A 20,704-nucleotide genomic window follows, 5' to 3' on the forward strand; every position below is an offset into this window, starting at 1 on the left:
TTCCCCCTCAGGCATTTGAATCAAAAGATGGTTGTTCTTTTGATATTTTTTGTCCGCTGATTTCGGTTTTTGAGTAGTTAACTGATTCCGAACGTGGTCGGACGATGTCCAGCGACAGATTCACGAACTGAAGGGACTGGTAGGTCAGCTTCTGGTTCAGATCATTTTGCCATTTCAAGTCGTGAATCGCATGCAGGAGACGGTCCCTCGCCTCCTCAAGGCTTTTGTTGTCCGCTTCCGGTACGACGTCGAGCAGGTCGGTGACGGTAGGATTGAGTGATGCTGATCGTCCTTGATCAGCCAAATACTGCGCCACATCCCGTTGTCTGAGGCCATCCATTTGGATGATAGCTGCCAAATGGGATTGCTCGTCTTTCAACAATTGATCGAGTCCTTCCATGTCCCCGTTTTTGATAACTGCCGTCTTGTCGTACGCGATCCGGAGCAAGCTTTTATGAAGTTTTTCCAGGTTTTTAAGTGACGTCAGGATGGTTGTGATAGACATGTTTTCCTCCTACTTTCATTCAATCAGTATTTACGGTTTGAAGTACTTAACCAAGTTGGAGGCGAGCTTTTCAGGATTGACTTCGTATGTTCCGGCTTGGACTTGTTCTTTTAATTCTTGCACACGCTCATTGCGCCCCACTGTAAATGTGGACGTTTCCGAAAGTTTTTTTGCTTCGGATGAAATTTCGAGTTTATCGGTTTTCATTTTCGCTTTCTGTTCTGTCTGTTCCGCTTTTAACTGGTTTGTTTTGTACGGGTTGACGGCAGGTACATTAAACTTTTGGATTTTCATTTGTTCTCGCTCCTTTCGTTAGTAGCTTATGCACTACGTTATGCTCTATTCTTTATTTCGGCATAAATTCGTGAACGTTTAGGGCCTTTCGAACGAAAAAACCGGTTAGTCCGAAAACTACCGGTTGTTTCTTATTTTCTTTTACGATCTGCATGGTAGGTTGCTTTGTCATTTGCATCGACGACTTCTCTGAATTCCTGCGCCGCCTCAAACGTTCTAAGTTCATTTTTAATGTCCGCTGTACAACTAACGCACAGTTTCCCTGTGTTCGTCAGCTTGCCGCAATTGTCACACGGGTAACCAAGGTTCGGAAATAATGCAGGCTGAAGTCGGCCTTTACGCACCCATTGGTGAAGAAGGGTTTCCGTTACGCCCGTTGCTTCAACAATCCGTTCAATTGTTGCCGCCCTGTTTTCACGTCGTCTTAAGAAACGATAGACTTCTTCATACATTTTTTCTTCGCTCACAGCGCACTTCGCGCAAACGTCACGTAGACCCGTATAGTTAAAAAAATCGCCACATTTTGGGCAGTCTCGTAGTTCAGCCATATTGTTCATCTCCTATTAATTCATTGCTCAGCTCGAATTAGTGTAACCGCATCGACACGTGTGGCACCTGCCTCTTTTAAGACAGTAGCCGCATGACGGAGCGTAGTACCGGTTGTATAGATATCATCTACTAGTATGTACGTGCCTGGTTGAATTGCCGTTCCCTGTTTCAACTTGAATAAAGGCTCCATCGCAAGACGTTGTGCCTTCGATTTCTCGCCCATTGCTTCAGTTCCTGTTTTTTCAAGTAGATGTGAAAAAGGAATACGTGCACTTTTCAATAGTTCATCGACATGGGCGAATGTCCGCTGCATTCTTTTTTCTGGATGCATCGGTATTGGAACGATTGTTGCTTTTCCTTTTAAGAGGGTACGCAGTTCATTCGCGAAGACGCTTGCTAATGCAACGTCTTGAAGGAATTTGTATTGGTGCAGGTATTCTCGCATTGCTTCGTTATATGTGTAAAGTGAAGTGATTTGATCCAAAAATGGTTCTTCTTCTTTTATGTCGGCACGTTGAAACTTTTTTGAACAGTCTTGGCAAATTTCTGTTAGTTTTTCGAGTGCGAGTAGCGCTTTCCAGGACGGTTTTTCTGCAATCGGCGTTTCACACAGCAGGCAACTGTTCATGTGCGGACACTTCCTTTATTCAACTGAATGATTTCGTTTTTCGCTTCGTCCATTGCATAGGTGATGCCGTGATGAAAGAGGACGAAATCACCTGATGGATGTTGCGCGGAACGCCCGACACGGCCACCGATTTGGATCAACGCCCCTTTGTTGAATATGAGCTGTTCTGCTCCGACAACGGCGACTTGGACATTCGGGATTGTTATTCCGCGTTCTAGGATTGTTGTTGTGAGAAGGCCAGGCACTTCTTTATCGCGCAGTGCTTGGACGTGCTCTTTTCGGTCTGGGTGCGAGGCATGGACCGCGTGAATACGTGCATCTAGCTGTTGGAATAATGGTTCTGCTTGTTCCATGAGTCCTATGTGATGGAAAAAGATGAGGAACGGTTCTTGCCGCTTTAGTCGCTCTGCTGTCCAGTTGGCGAGCTTTTTGGGTAGTTTGCCTTTTTGGATCTGTTTCGTGTAATTCCATAATGTCTCACTCCGCGGAACGGGTAATGGGTGTCCGTGGTAGCGACGGTCGATCGTTGACACTTGTCCTGTTCGTTTGATGTCTGCTAGGAGTTTGTCTGATGGTGTGGCCGTGACGAAATGGACGGGTGCTCCAGGTTTCGCTGCTTTTTGAACCGCTCGTCTCAATGTTTCCTCAGCTGTGTAGGGGAAGGCATCTGCTTCATCGACAAAAATGGCATCGAAAGCGTGACGGAATCGGTATAACTGATGGGTAGTTGCGAGAATGAGTTGGGGTGCGGATTCTGTTGTTGACTTTGAGCCGCCGTATAACGCTTCGATTGCAGTTTGCGGAAATGCTGCACGTAGGCGTGGTTCGAGTTCGAGAATGACGTCGACGCGTGGTGCTGCGATGCAAACGCGGTTACCTGCTAGTAGCAGTTTGTGGATTGGTTCAAATAGGATTTCTGTTTTTCCAGAACCACAGACGGCGTGAATGAGGTGCGGGATGCGTTTTGTGTTACTGAGTGTTAGTTCGTCAGATGCTTGTTGCTGGCGTGGTGTCAGTGTACCTTGCCATGCGATGATGTGGTCTGTCGGATAGGTCGGTGGTTCTGCGTTCCAGACGATGAGTTCAGTACAGGTTGACACACGCCCCATTTTTAGGCAATGCCTACAATAGGTGCAAGGTCCTTCGCATTTTGCGCAGTCGAATGTTGTGAAGCGAGCTTGCCTGTCGTTTTCACATCGGTTGCAGAAGTGCTGTGTTTGATTGGCAAATGCTTTGGTTGATTGGATGCCTTGAATTGTTTTGATATGCTCTGAAGCGATGTGTGCGTCGATTGTTTCAGTTGGAAAAGGGGTGTGCGAGCGAAGCCAAATACGGCCAGCCAGGAAGTCCCTGACTGACGGATCGAATGTAATGGTCATTTGCAACACCTCCAATGCGTTCCTGTTATGGCGTTTTTTGTTTGTATGGTTTAAGCGGACGCTTAGACTCTTCGTTTCACCCATCCAAGTCCCATAGACGCTTCCCCGAGATGTGTGCCGATGACGGGGCCAAAGTGGCTGATGGTGAATTTGACGTCTGGTAACTGTGCTGAAAGTGCCGCGTGCCATACTTCGGCATCTTCTGGTCGGTTGGCATGAATGATTGCCGCCTCGAGTGGCATTTTCGCTGCATCCTCCACCAACATGTCCACAATCCGTTTCATCGCTTTTTTACGTGTGCGTATTTTTTCATATGGGACGATTACTTTGTCCTGAAAGTGGAGGATTGGCTTCACTTGAAGAAGTCCACCAATCAGTGCTTGTGCAGCTGAAAGTCTGCCGCCCCGTTGCAGATGTGTGAGGTCGTCCACCATGAAATAAGCGCGCATGGTCTTTTTCATGTCATCTAGCTCGGCCATGATTACGTCTGGTGTAGCTCCTTCTTTGGCAAGTTCTGCCGCGCGGAGTACGTAAAATCCTTGTAAATAACAGGAGATTTCGGAGTCAAATGTGTATACTTCGATGCCCTCCACCATCTTACCGGCTTGTTGAGCACCTGCATATGTGCCGCTAATACCACTCGATAGATGGATGGAAATGACTGCGTCATATGTGTCTTTTAACGACTCGAACAGTTCAATAAATTTGCCAATTGGCGGCTGTGAGGTCTTTGGTAGCGGTCCATCCCCGCGTACTTTATCGTAAAAATCGGTTGAACGAATATCAATTTCTTCATCATAAATAATGCCGTTAAGTGTAACTGCTAGTGGAATCATATGAACATCCAATTCTTCCATTAGAGCTTGAGGTAAATAAGCCGTGCTATCTGTAACAATTGCTGTTTTCAATGTTAAATCAGCTCCTACCTCTATTCTACCTAAATTGAGGTGAAATGGGAATGTGAAAGTGTGAGGGGCTGAAAATGGTTCAGCGGAACGTGCCTATATATGTAATCCCATTGAATCCGCTTTGGCGCGCGGGGATGCCTCCCGCCCTAAGCCAAGCAGCTTCGCCGCCAGTCTTAAGGCTTCGGCTACCCCTTTTAAGGCGCCGTCGCTTAGTTTATATAAGTATCATTCTCTAAGGTTACATAATTCAGAGGCTAAGGCAAAAGCAAGAATGCCATCGCAATCGCGATCAAAAAAAAAAGTAACCGCCTTCTCCCTGTCAGGATTGTAGGTGGTTACTCTTCTAGATAAACATCTTTTACAGTGTGTGCTGCAGCATAGTCTTACAATTCATCGTACTAAGTGCCCGCAACGTTAACTTTTTAAAATTACGTTGTGACAGCAGTAAAGTAAATCCCACACCTTTCGTACACTTAAATCAGGGAGTTGTATTCGAATACTGCAAACTCTGTGTCCAACGATGTGCTTCTAACGTACATCTGCTCAAGTCCGCTTGTGTGATTCCCATTTCAGTGATTAGTTGCTCGACACGTTGCCAGTCAAAGCGCTCAACGGCTTCAGCAAGTTGAAGATACGGCGTGATTTCTGTCCGCTCCCCTTTTACTGTAAGCGCTACTTCGTCAGACAATGGAATGAGTTGTAAGATTGCATCCCAGTCGCGCTTCATGATGACGTCAATTAGTGAAAACATGCCCGCAAAGAAATATTCTTCGGGATTTTTCTTGCCATCATGTTTCGCGAGTAGTTCGCATATTTTTGCCCGTGTCAGCGAGTAATCAGCAAGCGCTTGTGTGCGACCATTCCCTGAACCTTCCCCGATTTCGCGCAAAGCAAGGACTTGTACCCACCTTTTCGTTTCACGCAATCCGATAAGAACGATGGCTTGTTTAATGGAACTAATCCGTTTCGGCACTCCGAATGCAAGGGTGTTAATCAGCCTTAGCAATTTATAGGACAGTGAAATATCGTGCATGATAAGCTCCGTGATTTCATCGATATTTGGTGGCTCTGTATGAAGACGCTCAATTATTTGAAAATGAAGACTGACATTCGATGGGATTTCGATTCCCGTGACAATTTCCGGTTTGGAGAAGAAATACCCTTGAAACAATTTGTAACCTGATGCTTTCGCCACCTTGAATTGTTCTTCTGTTTCGATTTTTTCAGCAAGCAGTACGATAGCGGGATACTGTTTAATGAATTTCTCGATTTCTAATCGCTCGAATGGTGTCGTATTTAAGTAATCTACTTTTATGAAATCGACAATTTCGAACAATTCACTATGTATACTATATTGTTCCTGCAGGATAAAATCATCTAATGCTATTTTAAAGCCTGTCTCTTTCAACAACCGCATTTTAGTTAGGAGCGAGGGGGTAATCTCAACGTTTTCCAAAACTTCAATGACGACTTGTTCAGGGTCAAGGCTTGAAAAAATATCTTGAGCAAGTAATTCTCCTGTAAAATTGATGAATGACAATCTGTTCCCTGCCACTTTCTCGATTCCTATTGTCAGGAATGTATTAACGAGTAAGCCAATTGTCGCTTGTTCAGGGTTCACATTTGGAAAAAAGTTCTTATAACTATTTCTATAGAGCAATTCGTAGCCATAGATGTCGCCATGTTGGTCCAATATTGGCTGTCTGCCAACGAATGTATTTATATCGTTCATACTACGCACCCCATTTCTTGTAGTATAGCAAAAAACCGCTATTTTACCACTATAACGATAAAAAAACACTATATATGATGAAATAAAGAATGTCATTAAATTCGCTACGGAGATAGGGGGCCCTCGCTCATTTTATATAGATATTCATTTGTTCATCTTATATATCAATAAAAATAGCAACAGACCATGAATAATGGTATCTTCTAGTTATCAATAGGTTTTATTCAAGGAGGGGTTTTATATGGAAGCAATCCATTATGAACAAAAGGGGAATCTCGCTTTCGTGACGCTCAATCGTCCGGGAGCAATGAATGCACTTAACTACGATATGTTGGTTGAACTGGGGCAGATTACAGAGTCGATTCGCATCAATCCTGATATCCGGGTTATTATTTTCACGGGGGCCGGAGATCGTGCATTCAGCGTTGGAGCTGATCTAAAGGAACGAAAAACACTTACGGACCTGCAAGTGAAGCGGAATCTTTACAAAATTGGCGAGGTGTTCTCAGCGATTGAGAACTTGCCACAACCAACGATTGCAATGATGAACGGCTTTGCATTCGGGGGTGGCATGGAACTTGCGCTGGCTTGTGATTTCCGGATTGCAGCCGACACTGCACTTATGGGATTAACGGAAACGGGGCTTGCTATTATTCCAGGAGCGGGTGGAACGCAGCGTCTTCCGCGGTTAATTGGCGAAGCGAAAGCGCTTGAACTTATTTTGACGGCACGCAGAATGTTGGCGGCTGAAGCGTATAGCTATGGTGTCCTGACGAAAGTTGCAACGCCGGAAAACCTTGTCCAAGAGACAGCCGACTTTGCAGATTCAATCCTTGCAAATGGCCCAATTGCCTTACAGCAGGCGAAATTCGCGATTAAACACGGTATGAATGTGGACTTGCAGACCGGACTTGCGATTGAACGAAAGGCGTATGAACTTACGATTCCTACTGAAGACCGCATTGAAGCATTGAATGCGTTTTCGGAGAAGCGCAAGCCTGTTTTTAAGGGGAAATAAAGCAGCCATTCAAATTAGGCGTCAACACAAATACCCAGGTGACTTTTACAGTCACCTGGGTATTTACTGTTTGAATAGTGAAGATTCTACTAATAAGTCTACTCTTCCTTAATGGAAGTTAAGTGTTTGAATGTATTCTCTGTTACAAAGCGGCAATTTGGAGGGACAGGATTTTTCCGAATTTGGATTGCAAAGTTATTTAATAGTTTCGTTAGTGACTGCTGTTCGTTGTCGTTTATTTTGAATTGCAAACCATACTGGAAAAACTCCCCTATTGTTTCTCTCCATACTACATTCCCCGTTACCTCTAACGATTCACCCAAAATTTCCGTGCCGAATTTCAATAATATATTCGGATTGACTGGAAGATCAACATGTGACCTAAACCGCAAGCCTTTAATTCCTATATTTTCGACCAACACTTCTGTTTTTCCTAATTTAACTGTTTTGCCTTTAAATTGAACAATCGTCATCTCGGAACTTAAAGGATATGCAAGATCTATTCGGAAACCTTTTCGCCTATTTTCCATAGGCATCTGGGATTCATTCCCTTCGGAACGAATTACAGGGTTATTCAGAAATTCGATAAATTGTTCAGGTGGAATAGGTTTACTGAATAAGTATCCTTGAATTTGATCGCAATTCTGTTGGCTTAAGAAAACACGCTGTTCCTCGGTTTCTACTCCCTCGGCTACTACTGTCATATTCAGCTCATGTGCCAATCGGATAATGGCTTTCGTAATAGGCGCATTATTATTGACCAAATAGTGGTTTATGAAATGGCGGTCAATCTTAATTGTATCGATTTCAAACTTTTGTAAATACAGAAGAGATGAATAACCTGTACCGAAATCGTCTATCGAAAGTTTGATGCCGTAAGATTTAATCTTATTTATCGCAGTTTTAAAGGTTTCTTCATTTTCAATAAGAGTACTCTCAGTGATTTCCAACTCCAAAAGTTTTGGATCAGTATTTGTTTCTTCAATTATCTTTATCAATTGTTCTTCCCATTCATGCTTGAGAAATATTTTAGGTGAGATGTTGACCGATACTGGAACTGGCACTACGCCTAGCTCTTTCCACTTGTTAATTTGCTCGCAAACCGTGCGGAACACCCAATTCGTAATTGCATAGATCAATCCATTCTCTTCTGCCAATGAAATAAATTCACCCGCTGACACGAGTTTCCATTCTGGATGATTCCAACGGATTAATGCTTCTGCTCCAACCATCAGACCCGTTTTCGCTTCTACTTTTGGTTGATAATACACCACCAGTTCATTGCGTTCAATCGCTTTCCTCAGATCCTGATCGAGTGAATATAACTTGTATGTTTCTACGTTCATTGAAGGCATATAAAGCTGGTAATTATTTTTCCCCATTTCTTTTGCTCGGTATAATGCTTTATCGGCACTTCCCAATAAAGTTGTTGCATTGTCCCCATCCTCTGGATATAAGGAGATTCCGATGCTCGCAGTCACATATAATTCATGATTATCAATCACATATGGCTCTTCCAATGTATCGATCATTTTTTTTGCGATGTCTATTACTTGTGCTCCACCTTCAGCATTACGAATCAATATGGCGAATTCATCTCCGCCTATCCTTGCTACAAAATCGTGCCTTGTAATACACGCTTTCACTCTTAAAGAAAATTCTTTAAGAAGATTGTCCCCTGCCAAGTGACCTAATGAGTCATTGATAAGTTTAAATCCATCCAGGCCCAAGTGCATAATCGAAAAATGTGTATCGGATAAATTCACATTTTCAAACATAGTATTTAATTCTTTATCAAACATCCTGCGATTGGGAAGTTTTGTTAAATAATCATGATACGCTAAATATTCTAGCCGTTCTTGGACCTCTCTTTGCTCCGTGATATCTGTTATAATTCCTTCCAACCAGACTAATTCGCCATCTTCTGTGTATGTAGGTACCACTTCATCCCGAATCCATCTAATAGAGCCACTCTTGTGGACAATTCGGTAATTCATTTTGGGTATTTTCCCTAACTTCATTTTTTCATTTCTTTCATCGTATGCCGCTAAATCTTCTGGATATATGATGCTGCGCCAAACCGTCATATCTGTTTCAAAATCAATTGATTTATATCCACTTATAACTCCGATTCTAGGAGAGCAGAAAACCACTCTTTGCTGTCGGACATCTATGGACCAAATGCCAGCATCCAGAAACTCCGTAATCTCTTCCGCTTTTTTGACATATTGTTTGAAGTTTTGTTGAGTTCTTTTTATTTCTGACACATCGACAGTTGTTCCGATAAATTGGAGTAGATTTTCATTTTCGTCTAAAACCGCTTCGCAGTATTGTTCTAGAAATCTCACTTCACCTTTTTTATCAATAATCCGGAAAGAAATCCGAGAACCTATTTTTTCTTTCATAGCGTCTCCAAATAGAGTCTTGAATCTTTCCAGATCTTCTGGATGAATGACGTCAAATAAATCCGGAATTGTCGGTGCCTTCCCCTTCTGCATATCGAAGATTTCAAAAACTTTATCGGACCAATAGCTTTTATCTCCACCGACATCATATTTCCACAAACCGAAATCAATGAGTTTCTCAGCACTTCTCATTTTAATTGCCAACTCATTCAACATTTCATCTTGTTGGGTAAATTCTTCATTGTTATTTGATAAGGGCGGAGGTTTGGTAAAGATCTTGGATATTTTTCTCATTTTTCAACATTCCCTTCTGGTTTTTCTGCGACTATAGTTCCAACAATTCGATTTATTGGATTATAGCATAAAGAACTATTTCCGAGAAGGGAACAATAGTTAAATAAGTAAATCCTTTTCGATCGGCATTACGTCATTCCTCTGGCGCCAATCCTTTCATCAAAAACTGAATAGTGAAGTCGACCTCCGCTTCGTCATCCCAATCGGCATTAGGTAATAGAGCATATCGAGTCACAAAGTAGCCGATGATTGTCGAACCTGTTAAGCGAAGGACGGTATCGATGGGCAGTTTGATAATTTGCCCTTTATCCTGGTAATGTTCAATAATTTGCCTAAGCCGCGTAAAGACTTTGCTGCCGACATGCTCTATGAATTGTTCTTTTAATTCTGGATGAAAGGGGATTTCCTGAATGAAGATTTTGATGATTTTAAGATTACTTTTCAAGAACTTTCTACGATTATCAATCATCGCTCTTACAAAGTCTTCAAATGTTTCATGGTCATGATTCAGTACTTTATTGATATCCTTTATAATAATCGGCGCCATCAATTTGATCATCATCGGTGTGACAATGGACATGAGTAACTCTTTTTTTGTTTTATAATGTCTGAAAATCGTTCCCTCAGCTACTCCCGCTTTTTGAGCGATTTCCTTTGTTGACGTGGCAGAATAGCCTTTTTCAGCGAATGATTCAATCGCTGCGGCTACTATTTTCTTTTGTCGCTCTGTTAAATCACCTTTTTGATTGAACATTCCCTCGATCATTTGATCCTCTTTTGTCATGCTGAGCTCCCTTTTCGTCAATCATTTCTGTTAGATTTTACGGTATTTTCGCAGGGCCAGGATGTTTACTATGATAAACAGTAAAGAGAATCCTGCTAACGCTAAAATATCCATGTAAATAGCGCCCCATCCATATCCTCTCACCATTATATCGCGTAATGCATCCGCCGCGTAATACAAAGGCGTGAATGGGCCAACCCAGCTCAGCCACTTCGAGATGGTATCCAAATTGAATAATCCAGAGAAGAAGATTTGTGGGATAACGATGATTGGGATGAACTGTATCATTTGGAGTTCATTTTTGGCGAATGAAGATAGTAAAATACCGAGCGTGAGCGCTGTTAAAGCGAGCAGCAAAGTAATCAGTAATACATAGCCGAATGCGCCTTCCATCATCATTCCGAGCACATAAATCGCGTAAGCAGCAATAATGGTCGATTGAATCATCGTGAAAATACCGAAGCCAAATACATAACCCATTACGATTTCCCATTTTCGTAATGGACTTGCAAGTAACCGTTCGAGCGTCCCCGTTGTCCGTTCTCGTAAAAACGATACACCTGCAATCAAAAAGACAAAGAAGAAGACGAAAAATCCGAGAAGAACGGGCCCAAAATAATCAAACGTCCCCATGTCTCTAGAACCGTGTAAGTAGTCAATTTCCAACTGGGGATTATTAGCGTTTTCCTGTCCAGTCGGCATTGCTTGTTGAAGCCATTTCATCGTGGCACCAGCAACACTCGGGTCGCTTCCCTCAAGAACGACGGTCGGCTCGTTGTTTTTAAGTGTTAAGTAGCCATCAATCGTTTGCTCGGCTAAATCAGCTTTTGCGCTTTTTTCATCGCTGTATGTGGTGACATCTGCTCCGTCTAAATCCATCTGTTCCATAACTGTTTTAGGGACATCAAGGAAGCCTATTTTTGGTGTGTAATCTCCTCCGTTGAACACGAGATGCAGCATCGTTAGTACAAGGATAGGCGCAACAATGAGCAATCCCATTGTTCGTTTGTCACGTACAATTTGCCGTAAAATTCGTTGTGTCAATGCGAAAACTCTCATTTTTTTGCACCTCCGTAAAAAAGGAAAGCTTCCTCAATCGTTGTTGAATTCGTCATTTCTTTCAATTCATCAGGCGTTCCAACTGCAATTAGACTGCCACCACGAATCAAGCCAAGTCGATCGCATTTGTCAGCCTCATCCATTACGTGCGTCGTCACAATGATTGTCGTTCCATTTTGTTTTAATTTGTAAAAGGCTTCCCAAATGCTTTTTCGTAGAACGGGATCAATGCCAACAGTCGGCTCATCGAGGATTAAGGTTTTTGGTTCATGAAGTAATGCGATTGCTAATGAAAGCCGACGTTTCATGCCACCAGAGAAGTTGGATACTAGTTTTTTCAGATCGCCTGAAAGCTGAACAAGCTCCATTACTTCTGTTATTCTACGCGTTTGTTTTTCACCTTTCAGGCCATATAAGGACGAGAAAAATTGCAAGTTTTCTTTTGCTGAAAGATCTTCATACAGCGCATCCGATTGCGCCATATAACCGATGCTGGTAATTAATTTTAATGAAGGCATTTTCGTTTGAAATAAATAACTTTCCCCTGAAGTTGGCGTATCCAAGCCTGTTAATTGTTTAACTAAAGTTGTTTTCCCTGCGCCAGATGGACCGAGCAGACCAAAAATTTCTCCTTCGAGAATATCTAAGTTAATATCCTCTAACACATGGTGTTTCTTATAGCTTTTTGATACGTGACGAATCGATACACACGTCTTTGGTTGTTCCATCCTTAACACCCCTTCCGTGATAGTGAGTGAGTACTCACTTTTATTGTATGCGAGGGATTTGCGTTTGTAAAGTGAGTAAGCACTCATTATTGTGTTGAATGATTGTATGACTTGGGGACCGATCATATAACTCGGTTAACGATCATATCCTTCCTCGACCAATCATATAACTCGATAAACGATCATCCCCTTCCCCGACCAATCATATAACTCGGTAACCGATCATATCTCCTCCCCAACCAATCATATAACTCGGTAACCGATCATAATTCCCTCTCGCTCCCCGACCAAACATATAACCCAGTAAACGATCATAACCTCTCCCCAACCAATCATATAACCCAGTAAACGATCATATCCTTTCCCCAACCAATCATATAACCCAGTAAACGATCATAAGTCCCTCACATTACACCCAAATCCCTAGCTAAATCCTGACATACAAACAGCCATTCCGAGTTTCCGGAATGGCTACCTGTATAAATTGAAGTATTGAATCCGGTGTATAGATTAAGCGAAGGCGTCTTAACAAGCGTAGCCTCAGCGGTTCAATGGATTTCTTTATTTCAACTTATCTAGTTATTCTTTTGAATCTGCTTCTATACGAATTTCGTAAAATGCCTTGACCAATCCGCTTTCCTTTTCAGAGTCGATTTCTGCGAGCCTTCTCTTTCCAAACCGCCTATCGAATAAGCTAATCGCTCTGACAAACGGATGCTCATGAACAATCGCTTCTTCAAATGGCATATGAACGTAATCGAATAATAGTTCTTTCACATCCCATGCCGGGAAAACTTCGTCAGCAATCATTTCCGTTTCAGTATCCTCATACGCACGATGATAGGCTTTGTAGTCTTCAGACAGTTCCAATTCCCGCCAATGGAGGTGCCAAGGAAACGGATTCAATTGCCGTTGCTCTCGCAATTCGTCACTGCGTCGATTCAACTCCATTGCGTATGGAATATCCGATGCCCAGCCAATCTCTTTTCCATCTAATGTCACACGAAAACTGCTTGTCTGGTCATGACTTTTTCGATGAATGATTGCCTGATAATGTACCCGCCCTTTCAGTGACTCACACAGCAAACCCTCCGCCATCTGTTTCAACTTCGACCACCTCATGAAAGTCGGGATTCCCATTCTTCGCGGAGAATACCCATCCGAATCGAATCATAGTAAGTCCCGTTCCAATAACGCACTTTCCGCAACCGCGCTTCCATCGTCATGCCCAGTTTTTCGCCGACTTTAATCATACGCTCATTACCTGACCACGTCGTATAGCCGACACGAACCAGTGGCATTTCATTGAATAAATGATCAATCCACATCGTGAACGCTTTCGTTCCATAGCCGCCGCTCCAATACTGTGGTTCATAAATGACAATCCCCATCTCCAGCCAAAGGGACGGCTTATGTTCCCAGTAATAACTAACCATGCCGATCAATTCGCCATCCACTTCGATGCCCCAATAATCGTCCTGTGCAACGATTTTATCGCGCCTTTCCAGAAAAGCTTCGTACGTCATTGGCTGATATTCATAATAGGGTGCATCCCATTGTTTCCATTCAGGGTTTTCATCTTTGAAACTGAGTTCCCACATGCGATGTAAATCTTGTTCTTGGATTGGACGTATTCTTACGCCCTCATTTGTATAACTCAATCATATTCCTCCGAATCAATTATAAATATTTCTCGAACCAGCCTGTTATCTCGTCCAACCTTGCAATGCGCAGGTTCGGTGTACCCGTGCGCGATAAGTTATGATTTGCATCTGGGAAGCGGACAAATTCCGTTTCTTTCCCCATGCTTTTTAAGGTGATGTATAGCTGCTCTGCTTGTTCAATCGGGCAACGGAAATCTTTTTCCGAGTGTAAAATTAACAGCGGAGTCTCAACGCGTTTCGCATATTTCAGCGGGGAATGTTCCCACAGCTTGTCAACGTCGGTCATGTCAGCGCCGATTTGCCAATCGCTGAAGTAGTAACCAATATCGGATACGCCAAAGAAACTGATCCAGTTAGAAATCGAACGTTGCGTGACAGCTGCTTTGAAACGATCAGAATGGCCAACGATCCAGTTCGTCATGAAACCGCCATAGCTCCCACCTGTTACACCAAGTCGGTTCGTGTCGATCCAGCTATTTTCTTTACAAACATAGTCAAGGCCAGCCATAATATCTTCATAATCTCCGCCACCGTAATCTCCTCGTACTGCATCTACGAATTCCTGGCTATAGCCATGGCTTCCGCGTGGATTAACGTAGAGGACCCCGTATCCTTGCGCCGCCAATAGCTGTAACTCATGGAAAAACGTATTCGCATACATTGCGTGCGGACCGCCGTGAATTTCGACGATTAGCGGATAATTAGTCCCTTCAACGTAGCCCGCCGGTTTCATTAACCAACCATGCACGTCCCAATTTGTCGCCCCTTTATAGACAATTGCTTCTGGTTCAACAAGTTCAACTTCCTCTAAATACGTTGCGTTGAATGAAGTGATGGCTTGTCGTTCGCCGGTTGCGATTGTCTGTTTATATAGCTCTCCCGGATTAATGGCATTGCTGACTGCAACGAGCGCAAACTCGCCGTCGACTGAAATATCATAGCCATATACATGCTCATTTTCAGGTGTTGCGGGATATAACTCGCCTTCGAGTGACGCAAAGTACAGACGGATATCGCCCATTGTCGACAGTTGGAAATAGAGATAGTTATCCTTTGTCCAAACTGCTGACGGTGCCCCCGCCCCTTGCTGATGATCCGCAACTGCTGCATCCCCAACCGGTGCGTCGATGCTTTCCGTCAAATTCATGCGCATACCGTCTTCCGTGTGATAGACGTACAAAGTGCTGTGCGTCGCATTTTCGAATGTCCGGTCTGAACCAACGTATGCGATGTAACGGTCATCAAATGAAAATTGGGCGCCACCGAAATAGCCCTCTTCATCGACAAGAACCGTTTCTTCTTTCGTTTCAACGTCGACAATAACTAGCGGTTGACGGAATTCGAAATCCATATTATCCTTTCGATTGACGCCGATAATTAATTTCTTGCCGTCATGAGATATGGCTTGCAATCCATGCTGGAAATTTCCCTCAGTGAACTGCGTTACCTCTCCCGTTTCGATGTCGACAAGGCCGATTTGTTTGTACGTGTCTTGTGGCAACAAGCCTGCACCGTCCATTTGGTATTTCATTTTCGTGGCACGGTACGGCTGCGGCTTTTTCTTTTCGTCCTTTTCTTCTTTATCTGTAAACGTCTTGCCTTCTTTCACGACTGCGTCCACCCAAATTTTCTTGCCGCATGGCGACCAAAGGAAACCCGAAACGCCCTTTTCAAATGCGGTTACTTTCTGTGCTTCCCCACCTCTTGCCTGTAGGATGAACAACTGGTTCTTCTCTTCCCGGTCCGATAAAAAGGCGATTTGTTTCCCATCTGAAGACCATTCAGGTGATGAAATTGCCCCTTTGCCATGCGTCCACTGCGTCACTTCGTTCGATTCCAGATCTACGTGAAATAAATTCGCTATATATTTATTGTCTTCCTCATCAATATGCGTTTTCACAAATACTGCTTCCTTGCCATTCGGCGCTAATTGCGGATCCGTCACAGACTGTAATTTAAATAGGTCAGCTACTTCCAGTTTACGTTTTTCCATTGCTAATTCCCCCTTATTTCTTCTCTATCTACTTATTTCGACATTCGTAACAGTTTCCCTTTTTTCATGGGCATAAAAAAATGATCTCCTCGTGTGGCGAAGGAGATCTGGTGTGGAGCTATGGGGGCTAGTCGTGAAACTGTCACGGCTAACTTCGAAACTGTGAGGGCAACACGGAACTGTCATGGCAAGTCGACTAACTGTAAGGACAAATCGTCTAACTGTCACGGCTAACTTCAAAACTGTGAGATCAACACGGAACTGTCATGACAAGTCGACTAACTGTAAGGGCAAGTCATCAAACTGTCACGGCTAACTTCAAAACTGTGAGGGCATCCGGAACTGTCATGGCAAGTCGACTAACTGTAAGGGCAAGTCCGCAAACTGTCATGGCTAACTTCAGAACTGTAAGGGCATCGCGGAACTGTCATGGCAAACCGACTAACTGTAAGGGCAAGTCCGCAAACTGTTATGACTAACTGCAAAACTGTGAGGACAACGCGGAACTGTCATGGCAAGTCGACTAACTGTGAGGTCAAGTCGTCAAACTGTCACGGCTAACTTCAAAACTGTGAGGGCAACACCAAAATGTCACGACACAATTATCTCTCCACATGAAACCTCTCATCCAAAACTACCATTTCGCCTACAAACACCGATTGTGGTCGGAAGATGGTGTTGTCACTTAACTGTTCAATCGCATGCGCTGTCCAGCCGACGATTCTTGCTGCACTAAACGTTGGTGTGAACAGACCCGGCGGCATTTCGATTGAACGCATGATAGCTGCGGCATAATATTCGACGTTCGTATATAATTTCCGGCCAGGCTTATACTCTTCCAGCAATGAAATGATTTCTTTTTCAGCTGCTGTCGCCAAGTCCAACCAGTCATCTTCCCCCGACATACTGATGCATTTATCTCTCAAAAGAACTGACCGAGGATCTTCCGTTTTATAAATTCGGTGGCCGAACCCCATGATGCGTTCCCCGCGTTTCATTTTAGCCTCAATGACTGGACGGATATTTCCTAACGTTTCCATCTCCTCCAACAAATCGATGACACCCGATGGCGCGCCTCCATGTAACGGACCTTTCATCGTTCCGATTGCCGACGTGATTGCAGATGCTAAATCCGATTCAGTAGAAATGGTGACTCGTGCTGCAAAAGTCGACGCGTTCAATCCGTGTTCCATCGTTAATTTCAAATACGTTTCGAGCGCCTCGACTTGTACGTCATTTGGGATAACGCCTGTTAGCATCCACAAATAATTCGCTGTGTGCGATAAAGTCGGATTCGCTTCAACGATTGATTGTCCATGTTGATTTCGATAATGGCGCGCAATAATCACTGGAAGTGCCGCTGTCAAAACAAGCGCCTGATCCTCGATTATTTCATCCTTAAACGCAGAGTGTCCATAAGCGGAAATCGCCGTTCGCATCGCATCCATCAGTGGCATATCAGCAGGAAGTGCATCAATAATCTTCACAACATGTAGAGGGAGTTCTCTTCCTGCAATCAGTTTTTCATTCAATATACAAAGTTCACTTTCTCCCGGCAATACGCCAGTCCACATAAAATAAGCCACTTCTTCAAATGAATGCGTCGCTATGAGGTCGCCTATAGAAACACCCCTATATCGCAATTCCCCTTTTTCTCCATCGACCGACGCGATTTTCGTGTGTACCGCAATAACATCTTTCAACCCTTTTTGAAACATGATTATTCCTCCTTCTTTTCTTTAGTATAAGGCGAAGGTATAATTACGGAAATTGAATGTTTTTTATCAAATCAATTAGTATTATTAATCAAAAGGAGGTTCACTTAATGGATTTTCAATGGCTCAAAACATTTATTGTCGCCGCTGAGACCTTAAATTTTCGGAAAGCTTCCGAGAAATTGATGCTATCCCAACCAAGCGTAACCGTGCATATTCGTCTTTTAGAGGAACAACTTGGTAGCAAACTTTTTGATAGACTAAACAACCGCGTCACTTTGTCCGATGCCGGGAAGTTTTTTTATATTGAAGCTGTTCGACTTACTAAAGACGCGGACGCGAGTGTGAGTCGGATGCATGCGTTTTCGCAAGGCTATCGCCGCAATTGGACCATCGCAATTTCACCGTTAATGGCCGAAACGATCTTACCTTATTTATTACGGACATTCATGGAGCATCATCCCGAAGTCGAACTATCTATTCGCATCGAAGAATCGGAAATGATTGAGCAACTTGTCGACAATGGTGATGTGCATCTTGGTATTTCAGCACTCGATGCTACGTTCAAAACATTGAATCAATCCTGATTTACAAAGATCCTATTTTATTCATCATACCAACGGATCCATACGATGAGGAAAGCGGCCCACCTATTGACGTTTCTGAGGAACTACAGAAAAACTACTTATTTACGCATCATCACCCCGTCTATTGGGATGACTTACTTTTCACTCTCAATAAACGCATTCCTGGCATACGGACGATGAAAGTCACACAGGCGCACATTGCAAAACGGTTCATCCAGGAAGGATTAGGCGTCTCGTTCCTCCCTCATTCCATCGTCCGGCGTGAACTGATTGAAGGTAGACTTATGCAGCCACATTTTGACCTATTCGAATTACCTACCGTTTCAACATATATACTGGTGAAAAAGAAAGGAGAGCTTGAAGAGGAATTTATCAATCAGATTTCTAATTATTATTTTAGATAATGAATAATTAACCCCTCTCCGCGTTGGAAAGGGGTTAATTATATAGCCGGTCATTTGGCGTTATATCCTCGGTGAAGATTTAATATAGGTTTTTTAATCTTCCTAAAAACTTTCACGTGTACAAGCAAAAAATGATGAGGAACAATTCACCCCATTTCCTCCACGCAGTATGCCAATTCATAACCAACTTTATTGTATCGTATATCTAACGAATCGTTATCACCGCCTTGGGTTCATTTATCACCGCCATCGGGTCTGTTATCACCGCCATGGCTTCGATTATCACCGGCATCAACCCCGTTATCACCGCTACCCATTATTTACACACAAAAATAGCGGCAGCTTTTCATATGAAAAGACACCGCTGTTTTTATGTTGCTATCAAATTTACTCCACTGATTCTAATTCCTCTCTGATTCCCAGCACACCATACTAATTACCTCTTCATCGCCGCAACGGACTTTCTTCACCATCACAGTTGAATCGACGAATTTTGATGCCTCTTCCCCCAAAACGTTTCACGACTTGTTCAGCATTGCCATCTAAGAGCTTCCCATTATTTAATGGGTTTTTCGTATTGCCGCCTAATCCAATGTGTCCAATTGGCTCCTTATATAGTTTCCCCTAGCCTCAATATAGGCCAATATGAAATCCGGTTCTTGATCAAATTCGGCCATATTGTCTTTTTCATAAGGATCCTTTAGAACATAGGGTCTTATTAAATTATGCATTGCTTGTATTTTAGGTTTCATATACTCCACATTAAACTTACTGTTTAATATCTCTTCTAATAGGTTCTTGTATTGCATCCGAAAAGTTTTCACATCAAGAATCCTTGCGGTTAATGTATTAAATCCTTCGATTCTCAAATAGTCTTCTCGCATGCTTTCACCATTGACATCTCTTCCCCATGTCGCATCGTAATCCCATGGGATAACTTCAAACAAACCCGTCTCCCCATTACGATAAAGTGCATAGTTATGAACAAATCCATCGAAGTTTTGGGTAAAAATAACCCCCGCGAGCCAGCGTAGATACTTATCTACGTTCACATACTTTACGATTTCATGCTCAAATTCTTCTCTTGGAACGGTGTTGATGTTAACTATCATTTCTTGTAACTGATTATCACCTTGCTCAGTGACACACTTTTTTTCATAGCCTAACGTGAGTGATTTCTTTACTTCTTTATCAAGATTACTCATTAATGAAAAGTTTGCATCCCCATCGACCGCATAATAGATCGGTCCTTCTGGTAGCTGCCGATTCGCCAGAAAAAATTCATCCACTGATTCTATTTCTAAATATATCCCCTCGTTTTTCCCGTTCAGTTTCACAAAAACGAAACGAGAGTTAGGTGATAAGCAGCCGATCTCATTAAAAAAATCAAAAGACAATTTATTTCTCAACAATGATGGATCTTTAAATTCCGCATTCAAATGAAATTCTTTTGCCTTTCTATATATGCTCGGTTTGTAAAATGAGAGCTGATATGATTTCTTTCGTAACTCCCGAATATGGGAACCACGATAGACAATATCAATCTCATATTTCTTTTTATTAATCGTCAACTTTGCGGAAACTGGATCATCCATCCAAACATCTTTCCGAAGCTCGCTTACATAACTAGGGTGAATAAAAAGCTGATACTCAGGTACTTCCATGCCAATATCCACGTGAATTCTATCCCTTCACTTTTATACTATACGTATGTATTCAAATGCTCGATGTTACTCTAACCATATATGTTGAATTAAAAAAATCCCATTGAATCTGCTGTGATTCTCGATAATGAAAGAGTTGTAATTCGGGATGTGGATTGTAGAACACTTGGCGCTTTGGGGATGCCACTCACCGCAAGCCTGGATTAGCGCTTCGCATCCAGTCTTACGGCTTCGGCTACCCCTTTGCCGCGCCTGCGCTAGGGTGTTCATTATCGAGAGAACTGTGATTTTGAGATGTATATGGCGAGATAATAATGTGATTACTTTTTGATGCTAATTATAGTCAAGAAAGACACACTCCAGGTTGCAGATCTCATCCCCGATAACGAAATGC

19 protein-coding genes are annotated in these 20,704 nt (G+C 42.9%); 3 read left to right on the top strand and 16 right to left on the bottom strand.

Annotated elements, in window-relative coordinates:
* Window positions 1-7 precede the first annotated feature (7 nt).
* The 7 genes from AZE41_RS17265 to AZE41_RS17295 all read right to left on the bottom strand — a co-directional run bounded on the left by AZE41_RS17265 (window position 8) and on the right by AZE41_RS17295 (window position 5,995).
* Window positions 8-505 (bottom strand): flagellar protein FlgN, encoded by a 498-nt coding sequence (locus AZE41_RS17265; protein WP_067212029.1) that lies wholly within the window; start codon window positions 503-505, stop codon window positions 8-10.
* 30 nt (window positions 506-535) lie between these two features.
* Window positions 536-799, bottom strand: coding sequence for a flagellar biosynthesis anti-sigma factor FlgM (flgM, locus tag AZE41_RS17270; RefSeq protein ID WP_067212032.1), 264 nt, complete (start codon window positions 797-799; stop codon window positions 536-538).
* Between the two features lie 131 nt (window positions 800-930).
* Window positions 931-1,347, bottom strand: a complete 417-nt coding sequence (locus AZE41_RS17275) for a TIGR03826 family flagellar region protein (protein ID WP_067212034.1) — start codon at window positions 1,345-1,347, stop codon at window positions 931-933.
* 20 nt (window positions 1,348-1,367) lie between these two features.
* Complete coding sequence (locus tag AZE41_RS17280; RefSeq protein WP_067212036.1) at window positions 1,368-1,976, bottom strand: ComF family protein; 609 nt, start codon at window positions 1,974-1,976, stop codon at window positions 1,368-1,370.
* Window positions 1,973-3,355, bottom strand: a complete 1,383-nt coding sequence (locus AZE41_RS17285) for an ATP-dependent helicase ComFA (protein WP_067212038.1) — start codon at window positions 3,353-3,355, stop codon at window positions 1,973-1,975. The genes AZE41_RS17280 and AZE41_RS17285 overlap by 4 nt, the downstream gene beginning before the upstream one ends.
* A gap of 62 nt (window positions 3,356-3,417) precedes the next feature.
* Window positions 3,418-4,263, bottom strand: coding sequence for a DegV family protein (locus AZE41_RS17290; RefSeq protein WP_067212040.1), 846 nt, complete (start codon window positions 4,261-4,263; stop codon window positions 3,418-3,420).
* Window positions 4,264-4,741: 478 nt separating this feature from the next.
* Complete coding sequence (locus AZE41_RS17295; RefSeq protein WP_067212042.1) at window positions 4,742-5,995, bottom strand: EAL and HDOD domain-containing protein; 1,254 nt, start codon at window positions 5,993-5,995, stop codon at window positions 4,742-4,744.
* A 241-nt stretch (window positions 5,996-6,236) separates the two neighbouring features.
* Between AZE41_RS17295 and AZE41_RS17300 the strand changes: the two genes are divergently transcribed.
* Window positions 6,237-7,013: an enoyl-CoA hydratase-related protein gene (locus tag AZE41_RS17300; protein ID WP_067212044.1), complete on the top strand. Its 777-nt coding sequence runs from the start codon at window positions 6,237-6,239 to the stop codon at window positions 7,011-7,013.
* Between the two features lie 98 nt (window positions 7,014-7,111).
* On the opposite strand, the gene AZE41_RS17305 is transcribed toward AZE41_RS17300, so the two are convergent.
* The 8 genes from AZE41_RS17305 to AZE41_RS17340 all read right to left on the bottom strand — a co-directional run bounded on the left by AZE41_RS17305 (window position 7,112) and on the right by AZE41_RS17340 (window position 17,658).
* Window positions 7,112-9,712, bottom strand: coding sequence for an EAL domain-containing protein (locus AZE41_RS17305; RefSeq protein WP_067212047.1), 2,601 nt, complete (start codon window positions 9,710-9,712; stop codon window positions 7,112-7,114).
* Window positions 9,713-9,845: 133 nt separating this feature from the next.
* Window positions 9,846-10,496, bottom strand: a complete 651-nt coding sequence (locus AZE41_RS17310) for a TetR/AcrR family transcriptional regulator (RefSeq protein WP_067212050.1) — start codon at window positions 10,494-10,496, stop codon at window positions 9,846-9,848.
* 30 nt (window positions 10,497-10,526) lie between these two features.
* On the bottom strand, window positions 10,527-11,555 hold the full coding sequence (locus tag AZE41_RS17315) for an ABC transporter permease (protein ID WP_067212052.1): 1,029 nt from the start codon (window positions 11,553-11,555) through the stop codon (window positions 10,527-10,529).
* Window positions 11,552-12,283, bottom strand: coding sequence for an ABC transporter ATP-binding protein (locus AZE41_RS17320; protein ID WP_067212055.1), 732 nt, complete (start codon window positions 12,281-12,283; stop codon window positions 11,552-11,554). Before AZE41_RS17320 ends, AZE41_RS17315 begins: the two co-directional genes overlap by 4 nt.
* 579 nt (window positions 12,284-12,862) lie before the next feature.
* Entirely contained in the window at window positions 12,863-13,390 is a 528-nt protein-coding gene (locus tag AZE41_RS17325; protein ID WP_067212057.1) for an SF0329 family protein, read from the bottom strand.
* A gap of 11 nt (window positions 13,391-13,401) precedes the next feature.
* Entirely contained in the window at window positions 13,402-13,944 is a 543-nt protein-coding gene (locus tag AZE41_RS17330; protein ID WP_082786673.1) for a GNAT family N-acetyltransferase, read from the bottom strand.
* Window positions 13,945-13,963: 19 nt separating this feature from the next.
* Window positions 13,964-15,940: a S9 family peptidase gene (locus tag AZE41_RS17335; protein ID WP_067212060.1), complete on the bottom strand. Its 1,977-nt coding sequence runs from the start codon at window positions 15,938-15,940 to the stop codon at window positions 13,964-13,966.
* Window positions 15,941-16,542: 602 nt separating this feature from the next.
* Window positions 16,543-17,658 (bottom strand): citrate synthase/methylcitrate synthase, encoded by a 1,116-nt coding sequence (locus AZE41_RS17340; protein WP_067212063.1) that lies wholly within the window; start codon window positions 17,656-17,658, stop codon window positions 16,543-16,545.
* A 107-nt stretch (window positions 17,659-17,765) separates the two neighbouring features.
* Here AZE41_RS17340 and AZE41_RS23415 point away from each other — a divergent pair, with 107 nt between their 5' ends.
* Window positions 17,766-18,242: a LysR family transcriptional regulator gene (locus AZE41_RS23415; protein ID WP_250636784.1), complete on the top strand. Its 477-nt coding sequence runs from the start codon at window positions 17,766-17,768 to the stop codon at window positions 18,240-18,242.
* 26 nt (window positions 18,243-18,268) lie between these two features.
* Window positions 18,269-18,646, top strand: coding sequence for a LysR substrate-binding domain-containing protein (locus AZE41_RS23420; protein ID WP_250636785.1), 378 nt, complete (start codon window positions 18,269-18,271; stop codon window positions 18,644-18,646).
* Window positions 18,647-19,230: 584 nt separating this feature from the next.
* On the opposite strand, the gene AZE41_RS17350 is transcribed toward AZE41_RS23420, so the two are convergent.
* The gene (locus AZE41_RS17350) at window positions 19,231-20,310 is read right to left on the bottom strand and encodes a CotH kinase family protein (RefSeq protein WP_067214041.1); all 1,080 of its coding nucleotides are present in this window, start codon (window positions 20,308-20,310) and stop codon (window positions 19,231-19,233) included.
* Between the last annotated feature and the right edge of the window lie 394 nt (window positions 20,311-20,704).

The sequence above is a fragment of the Sporosarcina psychrophila genome (assembly GCF_001590685.1).
Lineage (GTDB): Bacteria > Bacillota > Bacilli > Bacillales_A > Planococcaceae > Sporosarcina > Sporosarcina psychrophila.

Bases quoted from the DNA above. Each gene is read 5' to 3' on its own strand.
- AZE41_RS17265 (WP_067212029.1), bottom strand. From the start codon at position 505: ATGTCTATCACAACCATCCTGACGTCACTTAAAAACCTGGAAAAACTT.
- AZE41_RS17350 (WP_067214041.1), bottom strand. From the start codon at position 20,310: ATGGAAGTACCTGAGTATCAGCTTTTTATTCACCCTAGTTATGTAAGC.
- AZE41_RS17335 (WP_067212060.1), bottom strand. From the start codon at position 15,940: ATGGAAAAACGTAAACTGGAAGTAGCTGACCTATTTAAATTACAGTCT.
- AZE41_RS23415 (WP_250636784.1), top strand. From the start codon at position 17,766: ATGGATTTTCAATGGCTCAAAACATTTATTGTCGCCGCTGAGACCTTA.
- AZE41_RS17280 (WP_067212036.1), bottom strand. From the start codon at position 1,976: ATGAACAGTTGCCTGCTGTGTGAAACGCCGATTGCAGAAAAACCGTCC.
- AZE41_RS17305 (WP_067212047.1), bottom strand. From the start codon at position 9,712: ATGAGAAAAATATCCAAGATCTTTACCAAACCTCCGCCCTTATCAAAT.
- AZE41_RS17285 (WP_067212038.1), bottom strand. From the start codon at position 3,355: ATGACCATTACATTCGATCCGTCAGTCAGGGACTTCCTGGCTGGCCGT.
- AZE41_RS17315 (WP_067212052.1), bottom strand. From the start codon at position 11,555: ATGAGAGTTTTCGCATTGACACAACGAATTTTACGGCAAATTGTACGT.
- AZE41_RS17300 (WP_067212044.1), top strand. From the start codon at position 6,237: ATGGAAGCAATCCATTATGAACAAAAGGGGAATCTCGCTTTCGTGACG.
- AZE41_RS17310 (WP_067212050.1), bottom strand. From the start codon at position 10,496: ATGACAAAAGAGGATCAAATGATCGAGGGAATGTTCAATCAAAAAGGT.
- AZE41_RS17320 (WP_067212055.1), bottom strand. From the start codon at position 12,283: ATGGAACAACCAAAGACGTGTGTATCGATTCGTCACGTATCAAAAAGC.
- AZE41_RS17295 (WP_067212042.1), bottom strand. From the start codon at position 5,995: ATGAACGATATAAATACATTCGTTGGCAGACAGCCAATATTGGACCAA.
- AZE41_RS17275 (WP_067212034.1), bottom strand. From the start codon at position 1,347: ATGGCTGAACTACGAGACTGCCCAAAATGTGGCGATTTTTTTAACTAT.
- AZE41_RS17340 (WP_067212063.1), bottom strand. From the start codon at position 17,658: ATGTTTCAAAAAGGGTTGAAAGATGTTATTGCGGTACACACGAAAATC.
- flgM (WP_067212032.1), bottom strand. From the start codon at position 799: ATGAAAATCCAAAAGTTTAATGTACCTGCCGTCAACCCGTACAAAACA.